Here is a 15,013-nt window from a genome sequence, read left to right as displayed (position 1 = left end):
CCAGATGATGAGGTCGTACTCGTTGTGCCGCTCCAGCCACGCTCCCAGTTCCGGGCGCTCATGCGGGGGGATGCTCGCCGACACGTCCAGGTCGATAGCCCAGCCGATGATGTCGGTGTTGTTGGCCCTCGCCCAGTTCTCCTCCGCTTCCTTCTGCCGCTCTGGTGAGGTCGTCTCCTCTGTGAGACTTGAGAGCCTCACTGCTCCGATGGCCTTGCGTCGTCGTTCCACCTACGGTTCCTCCTGTGCCCGTGGTAGGGTACTGGTTGCCAACGCTTCTGGTAGGGCCAGTCCTCGCCGGAGTTGTAGATCGCGGCGCGGACCCGGTCGCGGGCCTCGTTCAGGGCGGCGTCGGGAAGCCCGACCAGATGGAGCCCCGGGACACCGCTCGTGATGGCCGCCTCGACGTCCACCACGAAGCCGTCCACTCCCACGAGCGACACGGAGCGCGTCTTGGCGAGCGTCATTCAGCACACCTCCCGCAGGTGCTCCAGGGCGAAGCCCTCGCCCTCACAGACCAGGGCGATGACGTCCACCTGGATCCGGGAGCCCGGAACGCGGTTCGCCGCGGCCCAGCGCAGCGCCAGCTTCCGTAACCGCGTCGCCTTGCGTTCGGTGATCGCTTCGAGCGGGTCACCGAACGCCTTCGACCGGCGGGTCTTCACCTCGCAGGCGACATGCCGCCGGCCGTCGTAGGCGACGATGTCGAGCTCGCCTTCCGAACACCGCCAGTTCCGGTCGAGCACGTTCCATCCGAGACGCTCCAGGTACGCGGCCGCCGCGTCCTCGCCCCGTCGTCCGAGCACTTGATTGCCGTTCATCGGCCTCACCTCCGGCTTCCGAAGATGCCGCCCGGCCGCACTGAGCAATAGCCGAACGACGTTCTGTGGATAACTCGGAGGAATCGGCGTGCTGCTAATGCGCGCCCGCGCGCCAAGGCGCCAAGTGCTAAGCGCCAAGGCGCCAACGCCATGGTGTGGAGGGGGCCGAACAGGTGGGAGGCAAAGGGCGAAGCCACTGGAGTGGCGGTTCGCGAGGCTGCTGGAGTTGGGGTTCCTCGTGGGGCGAACCCTGACCCGCCATCTTCCGCCTACCGTGCTGCCTGCGGGCACGCCTCACACGGTCGGGAAGGGGCGGGCCTGGCTGGCCCGAATGCCCTGTTGTGAGATTCGTGGACGTGCCGGTGCTTGATTTCGGTCGTTGTGGGACGCAACGTGGCGGTTGTGAGCACTGAGGAGCGCGACGGGGACTGGCCCGAGGACGAGGGAACCGTCCCCGGGGTACTGGACGAGGTGCTCCCCGAGTTCGCGAAGTTCCTGAAGGCGGAGCGGGACGTCTCAGAGCACACGCTGCGCGCGTACCTGGGGGATCTCCGGGATCTGTCGCGCTATGGAGCCACTGTCGGGCTTTCTGGGCCTGCTGACCTGGACGTGAACGTCCTGAGGGCATGGCTCGCGCGCCAGTACGCGATGGGCCTCGCGCGGGCCACTCTGGCGAGGCGCACCGCCGCCGCGAGGACGTTCACCCGATGGCTGCATCGGCGTGGCGTTCTCCCGAGCGATCCCGGGCCGCTTCTGGGCACGCCGAAGCGGACGCGCGACCTTCCGACCGTGCTGGCCCAGGACGATGCGGGTCGCCTTCTGGACGAGATGGACGTCACCGGGCCGACCGGTCTACGTGACCTCGCGATCCTGGAGGTCCTGTACGGCACGGGCATGCGCGTCAGTGAGCTGTGCGGACTCGATATCGACGACATCGACTCGAGTCGCAAGACAGTGCGCGTCTTCGGTAAAGGCGCGAAAGAGCGCATGGTGCCGCTGGGCGAGCCGGCCCTCCGGGCCCTGGGGGACTGGCTCCGGGCAGGACGTCCGAACCTCGTGACGGAGGCCAGCGGACCGGCGCTCTTTCTGGGGGTTCGCGGAGGCCGCCTGCACGCCACCAGCGCCAGGCGGGTCGTCCATTCGCGCATCGCGGAGGTCGGAGAGATGCCGGACATGGCCCCTCACGGCCTACGCCACTCCGCAGCGACCCACCTCCTCGAAGGCGGGGCCGACCTGCGCAGTGTCCAGGAGATTCTTGGTCACGCCTCCCTTCAGACGACGCAGCTCTACACCCACGTCTCCGTCGAGCGCCTCAAACAGGTCCACCGTCAGGCCCACCCCCGCGGCGTCGTGGACTGACCGTGATCTCGCGCGCCGCAACATCACCTACTGGTGATGTTGCGGTGCCGGTGGACGGCGGAGGCGGCGTTCATGAGCAAGATCGATCACGTTCGGCGGAGGCTGCTGTTGCCCGGGCGGTTCATCAGGATGGGAACGCGGGCGTGCCCGTGCGCGGCGTGCCAGGGCCAGCGACAGGGCGAGGACCAGGCAGGTCAAGGTGCCCGCAGCGATCGTTGAGGCTCCCCGGAGGGCGGGATTCAGCGAACGATCGTCCCCCGGCGGATGGTGCTTCTCGATCTCCGGCGTCTCACGGTGTGTGGACGGGCGTTCATCCAGCGCTACCGGTGGCTGACTGTCCTGGAGGAGCCGCTGGTCAGGAAGAGCTTGCCGGTCAGGTGAGGGAAATAGGTCCGGAGGGGCAGTGAGCCCGAGAAGACCAGGTGCGGGACCCGGTTGCCATAGAGGCAGTAGGCGGACGATCGGACGCACGAGAGCCAGTGGATCAAGGTAGGTCGTGCCGCGTAGCAGTCCCCAGTGCAGGCACGCCTGCGTGCAGTGAGGCGGCGACGGCATGGCCTCCATGGTTCCGATACGGGCGCCTGCCGGGACGTCGCGTCCCACCGGGACGGCAGGACGAACCGGCAGGTAGGTGGTTCGCAGCTCTCCATGGGTGATCGCCACGACGTCCCGCCCGGCCAGGGCACCCGCATACGAAACGCGCCCTGGCCCGGCCGCGTACACAGGATCCCCAGGGGAAGCCACAAGATCGACGCCGCGGTGACCGGGGAGCCATGGGGACGTTGGTGGGCTGAACCCGCGCGCCACCGCCGGGACAGGCGGGCCCAACGGCCATCGCCAGGAGGCCTCAGACGGGGCGGTTTCGGCGCCACCGTCCTTGACCGCCGCACTGGCGGGAAGTCTGCCAACCGCAGCCGGAGCACCCGACCCGATCACCTCAGGTAAGGCCGTACCGCGCGTGATAGAGGGCTTGACGGTGACAAATCCGGACGGCGGCGGATGCGCCGAGGCGAGCGGGCCGGACGGTCCGAAGGCGGCCGGGGCGGGGCCGGATACGGTCAGTACACAGATGATCAGCGCTGTGAGCAGGGCCATGGACCGAGGGTGCCCAGTCCAGAGCCGGACCCGCCAGGGCAGGCCGATTCTGTGGATAACCTCGGCCGCGACGGGCCGTGATGGGCGGTTGGTTCCTCGTCAGGTCCCGTCATCCCGTAGACTTGGGAAACGGTCGCACGGTGGTCATCCCCGGGCGGCCGAATTCACGCGCCCGCTCGCCACCTGGTGTGGGGCACCGGCCTCTCGGTCCGTCGTCTGCGGCGGTGGGGCAGTGTCCGGGCGCAGGTAACCAACCGAGACGTGGCCCCGCCCCACAAGGCCGGGCCGGACAGGAGAACACGGGCTATGGCTCCCGTCGTCACCATGCGGCAGCTCCTCGAGAGCGGCGTCCACTTCGGCCACCAGACCCGCCGGTGGAACCCGAAGATGAAGCGCTTCATCCTCACCGAGCGCAACGGCATCTACATCATCGACCTGCAGCAGTCGCTGTCCTACATCGACCGCGCCTACGAGTTCGTCAAGGCGACGGTCGCGCACGGCGGCACCATCCTGTTCGTCGGCACCAAGAAGCAGGCCCAGGAGGCCATCGCCGAGCAGGCCACGCGGGTCGGGATGCCCTACGTCAACCAGCGCTGGCTGGGCGGCATGCTCACCAACTTCTCCACCGTCCACAAGCGGCTCACCCGGCTCAAGGAGCTGGAGGAGATCAACTACGACGACGTGGCCGGCTCCGGCATGACCAAGAAGGAGCTGCTCGGCCTGCGTCGCGAGAAGGACAAGCTGGAGCGCACCCTCGGCGGTATCCGCGACATGGCGAAGGTCCCCTCCGCCATCTGGATCGTGGACACCAAGAAGGAGCACATCGCCGTCAACGAGGCGAAGAAGCTCGGCATCCCGGTCGTGGCCATCCTGGACACCAACTGCGACCCGGACGAGGTCGACTACCCGATCCCGGGCAACGACGACGCCATCCGCTCGGTCGCGATGCTGACCCGCGTGGTCGCCGACGCCGTCGCCGACGGCCTGATCGCCCGCGCGGGCGCCGCCCAGGGCGGCGACGAGAAGCCGGCCGAGGGCGGCGCCGCCGCCGAGCCGCTGGCCGAGTGGGAGCGGGACCTGCTCGAGGGCAAGCCCGCCGAGGAGGTCAAGGCCGAGGCCCGCGCCGAGGAGGGTGGCGCCACCGAGGTCCAGAGCGCCGCCGAGACCGAGCGCGCCGTCCAGGCCGAGGCGACTGAGAAGCCGGCCGAGGCTGAGGCCGAGGTCGAGGCCGCCGAGAAGCCGGCCGAGTCCGACCAGTCCTGAGCCCCTGATCCCCGGTGCGCCGCCCGTCCGAGGCGGCCGCCGGGGATCGCCATGGGCACCACGACCACTGACGAGAGAAGCGAAGAGCGATGGCCAACTTCACCGCCGCGGACGTCAAGCGCCTCCGCGAGCTCACCGGCTCGGGCATGATGGCCTGCAAGAACGCCCTGACCGAGGCCGACGGGGACTTCGACAGGGCCGTTGAGATCCTGCGTCTCAAGGGTGCCAAGGACGTCGGCAAGCGCGCCGAGCGCACCGCCGCCAACGGCCTGGTCGTCGAGCACTTCAACGGCTCCGGCGACGGCGCGATGCTCGAGATCAAGTGTGAGACCGACTTCGTCGCCAAGAACGCCGAGTTCATCCAGCTGGCGCAGCGGATCGTCGAGTTCGCCGCCGGTGGCGACGCGACCGACACCGCGACGCTGGCGACCGCCGAGATCGAGCCGGGCAAGACCGTCCAGGCCCTGATCGAGGAGAACAGCGCCAAGATCGGCGAGAAGCTGGAGCTCGGCCGGTACGCCCACTTCAAGGGCGCCTTCGTGGCCAGCTACCTGCACAAGTCCGACCCGTCCCTGCCGCCGACCACCGGCGTGCTGGTCGAGCTGGACAAGGAGAACGCCGAGGTTGCCAAGGACGTCGCGCAGCAGGTCGCCGCGATGGCGCCGAAGTACCTCACCTTCGAGGAGATCCCCGCCGAGGTGATCGAGAAGGAGCGCGCGCTCGCCGAGACCAAGACGCGCGAGGAGGGCAAGCCTGAGGCCGCGATCGCCAAGATCGTCGAGGGTCGGGTCAACGCCTACCTGCGCGACTTCGTCCTGCTCGAGCAGCAGTTCGTCAAGGACACCAAGAAGACGATCGCCAAGCTGGTCGACGAGAACGGCGTCAAGATCGTTCGCTTCGCCCGCTTCAAGGTCGGCCAGTCCTGACGCACCCTGGAGACGGGACGAGAATTCGCAGACCATGATCGAGGGGGCCGCCGACGTGCCGGACAACAACAACACTGACACGACGGCGGCCGCGTCGTCTGCGAAGGGCGCGCCGTCCGCGGGTGACGCGCACGACCGGGAGTCGCACGCGCCGCGGGCGGGCTGGAAGCGTGTACTGCTGAAGCTCTCCGGCGAGGCGTTCGCCGGGCGCGACCCCATGGGCATCGACCCCGAGGTCGTCCAGCATGTCGCCGAGGCGATCGCCGAGGCCGTCCAGGACGGCGTCCAGGTCGCCGTCGTGTGCGGCGGCGGCAACATGTTCCGCGGCGCGGCGCTGGCCGAGCGCGGCATGGACCGGGGCCGCAGCGACTACATGGGCATGATCGGCACCGTGATCAACTGCCTGGCGCTCCAGGACTTCCTGGAGAAGCTCGGGGTCGACACCCGGGTCCAGACGGCCATCACGATGAGCCAGGTCGCCGAGCCCTACATCCCGCGTCGCGCCATGCGGCACCTGGAGAAGGGCCGTGTGGTCATCTTCGGCGCCGGCCTCGGCCAGCCGTTCTTCTCCACCGACACCACCGCCGCGCAGCGCGCGCTGGAGATCGGCGCGGAGGCGGTGCTCAAGGCCACCCAGGTGGACGGCGTGTACGACGCCGACCCCCGCAAGAATCCGGATGCGGTCAAGTTCGACCGTTTGGAATACGGTGAGGTTCTACAGCGGGGACTGAAGGTCATGGACGCCACGGCCATCAGCCTCTGCATGGACAACGCGCTGCCCATCGTGGTCTTCGACCTCATGGGACAGGGCAACATCGTCCGGGCCGTCCGCGGCGAGAAGATCGGCACGCTGGTCAGCCCGGCCGAGCACTGACGGTACGGACCATCGGATGACATGGGAGTCGAAGTGATCGACGAGACCCTCCTCGAGGCCGAGGAGAAGATGGAGAAGGCGGTCGCGGTCGCCAAGGAGGACTTCCAGGCCATCCGCACCGGTCGGGTCACGCCCGCGATGTTCAACAAGATCACCGCGGAGTACTACGGGACGCCCACGCCGATCAACCAGCTCGCCTCGTTCACCCTGCCCGAGCCGCGCATGGTGATCGTGCAGGTGTTCGACAAGTCGTCCATGGCGGCGGTCGAGCGCGCGATCCGTGACAGCGACCTCGGCGTGAACCCGTCCAACGACGGCAACGTCATCCGCGTGGTCTTCCCCGACCTGTCGGAGGAGCGCCGCAAGGAGTTCATCAAGGTCGCCGGCGGCAAGGCCGAGGACGCCAGGGTGTCGGTGCGCAACGTCCGGCGCCGCGCCAAGGACACCCTCGACAAGCTCGCCAAGGACGGCGAGGCCGGCGAGGACGACGTCCGGCGTGCGGAGAAGGAGCTCGACGACGCCACGCACCGGTATGTGGCGCAGATCGACGAGCTGCTCGAGCACAAGAAGGCCGAACTGCTCGAGGTTTGATGGAACTGGACAATGCCGGGGAGCCGACCCGCTCCCCGGACGAGCCGGTCACCCCCGGTTCCGCGGACCCGCCTGGTGAGGCGGGTCGCGCGGACCGTCCGGTGACCGAGTCCGCAGAGGCGGACGCGGGCGGCGCTCAGGCCGAGCCGGGGAAGACCCCGGCGGAGGCGGGCGCCGCTTCAGGCATGCCGAGCGAAGCCCCCGAGGCACGCGTGGCGGGCGAGTCCGCCTCCACCCGTGCCGCCGTTGTCGCGGCTTCCACGGAGGACGGCGATCCCGTGAACGAGGGCGATCCCGCGGGTGACGGTGGTTCTCCGGAGCCACCGGCGAAGCAGAAGAAGTCGGGGCGAAACCTGCCCATCGCCGTCGGTGTGGGCGGAACGCTCGGCGCGCTCGTCCTGCTCTCGCTCTACACCTACAAGCAGATCTTCCTCGTCGTCATGGTGGCGTTCCTGCTGCTGGGCCTGCGGGAACTGACCAACGCGTTCCGCACACGCGAGATCGAGGTCCCGTTCATCCCGCTTGCTGCGGGAATGGTGGCCGCGCCGGTGGTCGCCTACGTGTGGGGCACCAACGGGCTCGTCGCGGTGATCGCGCTGACCACGCTGGCGGTCATGGTCACGCGCATGGTGGACGGCGCGGAGGGCTATGTCCGGGACGTCTCGGCAGGCGTTTTCGCGGTGGGTTACCTGGTGCTCATGGGCGGCGTCGTCGCGCTGCTCATGAAGCCGGACGACGGGGACCACCGGATCGTCATCTTCATCGCGGTGACGGTGGCCAGTGACATCGGAGGCTTCTTCGCGGGGTCGTTCCTGGGCAAGCACAAGCTCGCGCCCACGATCAGCCCCAAGAAGACCTGGGAGGGCGTCACCGGATCGGCTCTCACCTGCATGGTGGTCGGCGGCGTCCTGGTGGACGTGCTTCTGGCCGACGGCCAGTGGTGGCAGGGCGTCGTCATCGGTCTGGCGGCCGTGGTCACCGCGACGGTGGGCGACCTCATCGAGTCCATGCTGAAGCGCGACCTCGGCATCAAGGACATGGGGACCCTCCTTCCGGAGCATGGCGGCGTCATGGACCGCCTGGACTCTCTGGTCGCCACGGCTCCAGTCGTGTGGCTTCTACTGGAGCTTTTCGTCCCCGCGTAGATAGATCGGCGTGCCCCAGAGGGCAGGGGGCTCGAAGAAGCCCCCGCTAGACCGCTGAAGACAGGCCCCGGGAGGGACTCCCGGGGCCTTTGTGTTGGGCTCCGGCCTTTGGTCACGGTTCGGCAACGGGTTCACCGGTGCTGTAGTGCGTGACATTGCACTGCCACATGCTTCTGTCGGGCCGATGAGGCCCCGCGGGGCCTTCCCTCGTTCCGGTTCCGCGCAGTGGAGGAGACAGACGCATGAGGAGATCCGTCGCGCTGGCGATGACCGCCGCTGCGGCATCGTCCGCCCTGGTCGCCGCCGCCATGCCCGCTCAGGCCGCACCGGGCCGTGCCCCCTCGGGGACGGCCGGGTACCGCCCGCACCTGGACTGGAAGTCCTGCGGCGACACCAACAATCCGCGCTTGCTGTGCGCCAAGCTCGAGGTCCCGCTCGACCACTCCCGGCCGGGCGGTCCGAAGATCAAGATCGCGGTGAACCGGCTTCCCGCGACCGCCCCGGTCGACAAGCAGCAGGGGCCGATCCTGCTCAATCCGGGCGGTCCGGGCATCAGTGGCCTGTGGATGGCGCCGTGGGTTCCCACGAAAATGCCCGCGGACGTGGCCGCGTCCTATGACTGGATCGGTTTCGACCTTCGCGGTACCCAAAGCAGCGAACCGCACATGGCGTGCGACCCGAACTACTTTGACGGTCCGCGTCCTGACTACCAGCCCAGTGCCGGTACCGAACAGACCTGGCTGCGGAAGGCCGCTGGATATGCGGCCGACTGTGCCTCCAAGTACGCCGACCTACTGCCGCACCTCCGCACGGTCGACATCGTCCGGGACATGGACGACATCAGGCAGGCCATGGGAGCCAAGAAAATCAGCTTCTTCGGCTGGTCCTATGGAACGACCCTTGGGTCCACTTACGGCGCGATGTATCCGAGTCATGTGAAGCGGCTCGTCCTGGACAGCATCGTCGGTCCGCACATCAGCTGGTACGAGCAGAACGTCCGGCAGGATCTCCAGCACGAGAAGCGCTTCAAGGCGTTCACCGAATGGGCCGCGAAGGCCGACGGCGTCTATCACCTAGGCACCGACGCCTCGGACATCGAGCGCAAGTGGTACGCCATGCGCGCGTCCCTGGGGAAGACCCCGGTGGACGGCAAGATCGGTGCCGACGAATGGGACGATACTCAGCTCGCTGGGGGCTACGACCCGGCCAAGTGGCCGCGCCTGGCGACCGTCCTCGCCGCCTACACCAACAGCAAGGACGCTGGTCCGCTGCGTGTCGCCTACGACAGGTACGCCGCACCGGACCCCAGCGACGACGCCTTCGACCTCTACAACGCTGTGCAGTGCAGCGACAGCACGTGGCCCCGGGACTGGAACTTCTGGCGTCAGGACCAGGCCCGGATCGACAAGAAGGCGCACTTCTACACGTATTCGAACATGTGGTACAACGCCGCATGCGTCTTCTGGGCGGGCAAGGGCGGCGAGCGCCCGCGCATCACGGGCAAGGGGCTGCCCACGGCGCTGCTGTTCCAAGCGACCGAGGACGCCGCGACCGTCTACCAGGGCGGCGTGGAGATGGCCAAGGCCATGCCGAATTCGCGCTTCGTCGTCGAGCAGGGCGGCGGCCGCCACGCCATCACGCTCGCGGGTAACGCCTGTCTCGACAAACCCCTGATCGAATACCTGCGCGACGGTACGCTTCCCAAGAACCGGGGACTGGTGGACCTTCGGTGCGCCAAGTCGCCCGACCCCACGCCTACGTGGGTCGGTGTGGCCAAGGCCGCGCAGCCGGGCGAGTCGGCCCGTCCTCTGGACGAGTACCGGATCCGCTGACCCGTGTGAGGCCGGGGTCCAAACGGGGCGGGCCCCGGCCTCACACGCGCATGAGCCGAGCTGTTCTGCCCAGGCTCTGCCTACGAATTCCGGGCCTCACCAACGGCCCGGCCCCATGAGGAACGGCCTCCCCGAGAACCGGGGAGGCCGTTCGCTTTGGTCAGCCGAGAGGCGGGGGAGTTCACATAAGGGACGCCATCCAGCTTTCGATGTCGTCCGGGTGACGGGGAAGTTCGGACGACAGCAGCCGCGAACCGCCTTCGGTGACGACGAGGTCGTCCTCGATGCGGACGCCGATCCCGCGCAGTTCTTCCGGCAGGGTCAGGTCGTCTGGCTGAAGGTAAAGGCCGGGTTCCACGGTGAGGACGTGGCCGGGTTCGAGGACGCCGTCCAGGTAGGTCTCCGCGCGCGCCTTGGCGCAGTCGTGAACGTCCATTCCGAGCATGTGACCGCTGCTGCAAAGCGTGTAGCGGCGGTAGATGCCGGATTCGGGGTCGAGGGCGGCCTCGGCGTCCGGGATGATTCCCCAGTCTTCCAGCCCTTCCGCGATGACCCGCATAGCGGCGAGGTGGAAGTCGCGGAACCGGGCCCCGGGCTTAACGGCCGCGATTCCCGCCTCCTGCGCGCGATAGACGAGCTCGTACACGCGCCGTTGCTCTGGGGTGAACTTCCCCGAGATCGGCAGGGTGCGGGTGATGTCGGCGGTGTAGAGGCTGTCGGTCTCGACGCCCGCGTCCAGCAGAAGGAGTTCACCGGGCCGCAGCGGGCCGTCGTTACGGATCCAGTGCAGGACGCACGCGTGCGAGCCGGCGGCCGCGATCGTCTCGTAGCCGACGCCGTTGCCCTCGAGACGCGCGCGCATGTTGAACTGGCCCTCGACCCACCGCTCGCCGCGTCGGTGCGCGAGCGCCTTGGGCAGCGCGGTCACGACGTCCCGGAATCCAAGCGTCGTGTAGTCGACTGCCGCGGCGAGCTGCGCGACCTCCCAGTCGTCCTTGACGAGCCGCAGTTCGGAGACGAAAGAGGCCAGTTCATGGTCGGCCGCCGGGTTGGAGTGGGTGGAGGCAAGGCCGTCCACGTCGGCGTCGATTCCGCGCATTACGCGTGTCGGCACTTCACGCCCGCGCAGAGCGTCCGCCAGCTTCTCCCTGGACGCACCCTCAATTTGCAGCGTGGCCTGAAGCTCCGCCAAGGTGCGGCGTCGGCCGACCCAGAATTCGCCGTGACGGCGGTCCCGGTAGAACTCGCCGGTGTCGCGAGGTGAACGCGGGTGCGTGAAGAGCGTGGCTTCGTGGCCGTTGCCGGTGGGCTCCAGGACCAGAACCGAATCCGGGACCGCCCCGAGGCCGGTGTCACCTGTGAGGTGGACGAACGCCGAATGCGGGCGGAAGGCGTAGTCGCTGTCGTTGCTGCGGACCTTCAGCCCTCCCGCGGGGATGACAAGGCGTTCACCCGGGAAACGGTCCGAAAGTGCGGCCCGGCGCTTCTCCGCATATGGCGCGGAGTCGAGGGGCACGGGCGCGTGCGAGGTGTCGGCCCACGAATGGCTGAAGTACTCGGCCAGTGCGGGGGAGACGGGCAGGTCGTGGCTGCCGGTGGCGAAGCGTTCGGTGTCGGACATGCCGGCGTCAGACATGGGCGTCCCTTCGGGCGACCTGGGTGAAGGCCAGGTGAGGGGTGATGGCCGCACTGTAACATTTCACATTGTATGACCCGGCCGTGTTGTGACGGTGCGTCACAATGTGACACGCTACCTGCCAGGGAACGAAGGAGCGTCCGTGACCGAAACGCCGAACCTGCCCGCGGTCGGGGCCCGCCCGAACGTCCGGGAGGAGATCGCCGAGGCACTGCGCGCCGCCCTGGTCGCGGGGGAGATGCGACCCGGGGTCGTCTACTCCGCGCCGGTGCTGGCCGAGCGGTTCGGGGTCTCCGCCACGCCTGTGCGCGAGGCGATGCTCGACCTCGCGAAGGAAGGGCTGGTCACGGCCGTCCGCAACAAGGGCTTCCGGGTGACCGAGCTGACCGCCCGCGATCTGGACGAGATCACGGCCGTCCGCACCCTGATCGAGGTGCCCACCGTCGGCAAGGTGGCCGAATCCGTTCCTGCGGAGCGGATTGCGGCGCTGCGCCCCATGGCCGAGGCCATCGTGGATGCGGCCGAGCGTGGTGACACCATCGCCTACATCGAGGCTGATCATGCGTTCCATCTGGAACTGCTGGCTCTGGCCGGCAACCGTCACCTGATCGAGGTTGTCGAAAGGCTTCGCTACCGCTCCCGCCTATACGGAGTGCCTAAGCTCGCCCAGAGTCAGGAGCTCGGCTTTTACGCGCGCGAGCATCTGGAGCTGCTGGACACGATCGCCTCAGGTGACCCTTCTGCCGCGTCCGCCGCCATGGACCACCACCTGCGGCACGTCCGCAACGCCTGGGCGGACGACCCGACTCCGTAGCCTTGGCGGCTCTGTCAGGGGTGTTGGGCCTGCCCGGGACCTCCGATGGGCGAATGCTCAGGGCGGCTGGGTCCAGATTGGCCAAGGCATAGGCCGGGGTTTGCGACACTGGATGAACCATGTCTGCCACCGCCGAACCGGCCGCCACCGCTAAGAAGACCCCGCCGAAGCTCGTCTTCGCCGCTCCGCGCCGGGGCAAGCCGCCGCGCCACCTCGCCGATCTGACCGCCGCCGAGCGGCGCGAGGCCGTCGCCGAGCTCGGTGAGAAGCCGTTCCGGGCCGACCAGCTGTCCCGGCACTACTTCGCGCGGCTGGAGGACGACCCCGAGCAGATGACCGACCTGCCCGCCCCCCTCCGGGAGCGGCTGGTGGGCGCGCTGCTGCCCAAACTCCTCGATCCGGTCCGTGAACTCGCCTGCGACGATGGCAGGACGCTGAAGACCGTCTGGAAGGCGTTCGACGGGGTCCTGTTCGAGTCGGTGCTCATGCGCTACCCCGACCGGGCCACGATGTGCGTGTCGTCACAGGCCGGATGTGGCATGAACTGTCCGTTCTGTGCCACCGGGCAGGCGGGCCTTACCCGGAACCTCTCGACCGCCGAGATCGTGGAGCAGGTGGCCGCGGGCGCACGAGCGATGGCCCGTGGACGCGTTGCCGGCGGCCCCGGACGTGTCTCCAACATCGTCTTCATGGGCATGGGCGAGCCGCTGGCCAACTACAAGTCCGTGATCGGCGCCGTCCGGCGTATCACGGACCCGGCCCCCGGCGGACTCGGCATCTCCCAGCGCTCGGTCACGGTCTCGACGGTCGGCCTCGTGCCCGCGATCGAGAAGCTCGCCGCCGAGGACATGTCGGTCCGGCTCGCGGTCTCCTTGCACGCCCCTGACGACGAGCTGCGCGACGACCTCGTCCCGATCAACAACCGCTGGAAGGTCTCGGAGGTCCTGGACGCCGCGTGGGCCTACGCGGAACGGTCGGGACGCCGTGTCTCCATCGAGTACGCGCTGATCAAGGACGTGAACGACCAGGCGTGGCGGGGCGACCTCCTCGGCCGCCTCTTGCGCGGGCACCTCGTGCACGTCAATCTGATCCCGTTGAACCCCACGCCGGGCTCCAAGTGGACCGCCTCCCGGCCCGAGGACGAGCGCGAGTTCGTCCGCAGGCTGGAGGCCCACGGGGTTCCGGTCACGGTCCGCGACACGCGCGGGCGCGAGATCGACGGCGCCTGCGGCCAGCTCGCCGCGTCCACCAAGGACTGAGCCCCGGCCGCGCGCCCCGGAAGGAGAACGCCGGTGACGGCGACAGCCGAGGGCTTTCCCGTGGCCATGCGCGGATACGACCGCGCCCAGGTGGACGTACTGGTCGGACGCGTTCGCGCGGCCCTGGAGGGGAGCGGGCCGCGGCTGACCGCGGACGACGTCCGCGACGCTCGCTTCAACGTGGTCATGCGCGGATACGACCGCAAAGCGGTGGACGCGATGCTGCACGAGTGCATCCTGCGGCTCCGGGCCACGTCAACTTCTTCCGGCGGTCGGCAACGGCGTCCGCGGGTTCAGACCGAATGGCTGATCTCGTGGGTCCAGAACGCGCGTTTCCCCAGGTCTGTGGCTCGCGGCGGCTATGTCATGACGGACGTGGACGCCTTCCTGGACCGGGTCATCGCGGGCCTGCGCGGCAAGCAGGCCCCGGTCACGGCCCGCGACGTGCGTGAGGTGACCTTCCGGACCGCCCGCCTCAACCTCGCCTATGCCGAGCGGGACGTGGACCAGTTCCTGGACCAGCTGGCCGGGGCCCTCGAGCCACGCTGACCCACGAGTTATCCACAGAAGAACCTTCAGTGCAGGCAAGGGCGGCCCCCCAACCTCGGGGGCCGCCCTTCTCACGTGCTGGGATGCCTTCTGACCTGGGCTTATGGCATGCGGGAACCGGGTAGAGGGGTTGATCTTGTCTCACTGACGCTCACTCGGTGCCGCTGGTGCTCGCCATTCGTGGGCCATGTACGGGCCATGGCCCACGGGCATAGGCCCTGGTGGGCCTACTCGCGTAGCGCGCGATCAATGGAGTTGTTGGCGCGGCTCTCGCTGAGGCGTTCCTCTAGGGGGTTGGCGGGCCAGTCGGCTAGCGCGGCGGTCATTGTTCCGGCGTGGGCCTGGGTTCGGACGGGGCGGCCGATGCTGCGGGCGGCGCGGCGGGCTCGTCGGCGGAGTTGCTCGCCTTCGCTCTCGGCGCGGTATTCCCGGGTGAGGAAGCCGGTCCGGCGGAGCTGTTCAGCCATGGCGGCTGTCTGTCCGGTCGGGTCGGGGTGCTGCGTGCTGGTCGCCATGTGCTCCTCCTGCGCTGGGCTTCAGTGTGGCAGGTAGGCACGTTTGGGGCGGACGGATGCGGCCTTGACTGGGGCGGCGGTCCGCTAGCCTGGCGCGGCTTCGGGCGTCCCTTGGGCTGCCCGCCTCTGGCCCGGGGTGGGCCGCCGGAGGGGGCCCCAGTCAAGGTCGCATCCGGCCGTCCACGCGCTCGCTCAACCATCACGGTAGCGCGCTGACCTGGGCTTGCGTCGAAATGATCAAGGTTCACCGGCCGGGGGCCGCCCGATGCGCTTTTAGGTACTGCTAGCCGCCGGAGGCGGCATCCCCATAAGGGTGGGTGGTGGGGTTGGTTGG

The 15,013-nt window shown here is 68.7% G+C and carries 16 protein-coding genes; 10 read left to right on the top strand and 6 right to left on the bottom strand.

Annotated features, from left to right (window positions below; all coding sequences use genetic code 11):
- The 3 genes from P696_RS0109325 to P696_RS0109315 form a co-directional block, all read right to left on the bottom strand.
- Positions 1 to 201 (bottom strand): recombinase family protein (locus P696_RS0109325; RefSeq protein ID WP_026412143.1); only part of this gene is annotated, 201 nt, incomplete at its 3' end.
- On the bottom strand, positions 198 to 467 hold the full coding sequence (locus P696_RS0109320; protein WP_026412142.1) for a magnesium chelatase domain-containing protein: 270 nt from the start codon (positions 465 to 467) through the stop codon (positions 198 to 200). The genes P696_RS0109320 and P696_RS0109325, both read right to left, overlap by 4 nt.
- On the bottom strand, positions 468 to 821 hold the full coding sequence (locus P696_RS0109315) for a YraN family protein (protein WP_026412141.1): 354 nt from the start codon (positions 819 to 821) through the stop codon (positions 468 to 470).
- A gap of 471 nt (positions 822 to 1,292) precedes the next feature.
- On the opposite strand from P696_RS0109315, the gene P696_RS0109310 reads away from it, so the two are divergent.
- On the top strand, positions 1,293 to 2,180 hold the full coding sequence (locus tag P696_RS0109310; protein ID WP_084337120.1) for a tyrosine recombinase XerC: 888 nt from the start codon (positions 1,293 to 1,295) through the stop codon (positions 2,178 to 2,180).
- Positions 2,181 to 2,207: 27 nt separating this feature from the next.
- Here P696_RS0109310 and P696_RS54100 read toward each other — a convergent pair whose 3' ends face one another.
- Positions 2,208 to 3,275: a M23 family metallopeptidase gene (locus tag P696_RS54100; protein ID WP_084337030.1), complete on the bottom strand. Its 1,068-nt coding sequence runs from the start codon at positions 3,273 to 3,275 to the stop codon at positions 2,208 to 2,210.
- A 306-nt stretch (positions 3,276 to 3,581) separates the two neighbouring features.
- Between P696_RS54100 and rpsB the strand changes: the two genes are divergently transcribed.
- From rpsB to P696_RS44260, 6 genes are all read left to right on the top strand, one after another.
- On the top strand, positions 3,582 to 4,538 hold the full coding sequence (rpsB, locus tag P696_RS0109295) for a 30S ribosomal protein S2 (RefSeq protein ID WP_026412138.1): 957 nt from the start codon (positions 3,582 to 3,584) through the stop codon (positions 4,536 to 4,538).
- Between the two features lie 89 nt (positions 4,539 to 4,627).
- A complete protein-coding gene (gene tsf / locus P696_RS0109290) occupies positions 4,628 to 5,464 on the top strand; it encodes a translation elongation factor Ts (protein WP_026412137.1) in 837 nt (278 codons plus the stop codon).
- 34 nt (positions 5,465 to 5,498) lie between these two features.
- On the top strand, positions 5,499 to 6,338 hold the full coding sequence (gene pyrH, locus P696_RS0109285) for a UMP kinase (protein WP_425394134.1): 840 nt from the start codon (positions 5,499 to 5,501) through the stop codon (positions 6,336 to 6,338).
- 33 nt (positions 6,339 to 6,371) lie between these two features.
- Entirely contained in the window at positions 6,372 to 6,929 is a 558-nt protein-coding gene (frr, locus tag P696_RS0109280) for a ribosome recycling factor (protein WP_026412135.1), read from the top strand.
- Positions 6,929 to 8,074, top strand: a complete 1,146-nt coding sequence (locus P696_RS0109275) for a phosphatidate cytidylyltransferase (RefSeq protein WP_245627573.1) — start codon at positions 6,929 to 6,931, stop codon at positions 8,072 to 8,074. Before frr ends, P696_RS0109275 begins: the two co-directional genes overlap by 1 nt.
- Positions 8,075 to 8,316: 242 nt before the next feature.
- Positions 8,317 to 9,906: an alpha/beta hydrolase gene (locus P696_RS44260; RefSeq protein WP_211245660.1), complete on the top strand. Its 1,590-nt coding sequence runs from the start codon at positions 8,317 to 8,319 to the stop codon at positions 9,904 to 9,906.
- A 181-nt stretch (positions 9,907 to 10,087) separates the two neighbouring features.
- Here the strand turns inward: P696_RS44260 and P696_RS0109265 are convergent, their stop codons facing one another.
- On the bottom strand, positions 10,088 to 11,542 hold the full coding sequence (locus P696_RS0109265) for an aminopeptidase P family protein (RefSeq protein WP_211245659.1): 1,455 nt from the start codon (positions 11,540 to 11,542) through the stop codon (positions 10,088 to 10,090).
- 142 nt (positions 11,543 to 11,684) lie between these two features.
- Here P696_RS0109265 and P696_RS0109260 point away from each other — a divergent pair, with 142 nt between their 5' ends.
- From P696_RS0109260 to P696_RS0109250, 3 genes are all read left to right on the top strand, one after another.
- Entirely contained in the window at positions 11,685 to 12,356 is a 672-nt protein-coding gene (locus P696_RS0109260) for a GntR family transcriptional regulator (RefSeq protein WP_026412132.1), read from the top strand.
- A 119-nt stretch (positions 12,357 to 12,475) separates the two neighbouring features.
- The gene (gene rlmN, locus P696_RS44255) at positions 12,476 to 13,615 is read left to right on the top strand and encodes a dual-specificity RNA methyltransferase RlmN (RefSeq protein WP_034483517.1); all 1,140 of its coding nucleotides are present in this window, start codon (positions 12,476 to 12,478) and stop codon (positions 13,613 to 13,615) included.
- A 33-nt stretch (positions 13,616 to 13,648) separates the two neighbouring features.
- Positions 13,649 to 14,164, top strand: coding sequence for a DivIVA domain-containing protein (locus P696_RS0109250; RefSeq protein WP_034483516.1), 516 nt, complete (start codon positions 13,649 to 13,651; stop codon positions 14,162 to 14,164).
- A gap of 227 nt (positions 14,165 to 14,391) precedes the next feature.
- On the opposite strand, the gene P696_RS0109245 is transcribed toward P696_RS0109250, so the two are convergent.
- Entirely contained in the window at positions 14,392 to 14,679 is a 288-nt protein-coding gene (locus tag P696_RS0109245) for a hypothetical protein (protein ID WP_026412130.1), read from the bottom strand.
- Positions 14,680 to 15,013 lie beyond the last annotated feature (334 nt).

This window comes from Actinomadura oligospora ATCC 43269 (assembly GCF_000518265.1).
Taxonomy (GTDB): domain Bacteria; phylum Actinomycetota; class Actinomycetes; order Streptosporangiales; family Streptosporangiaceae; genus Spirillospora; species Spirillospora oligospora.
The sequence above is the reverse complement of the archived record's forward strand: the minus strand, read 5'-3'. Positions and strand labels throughout refer to the sequence as shown.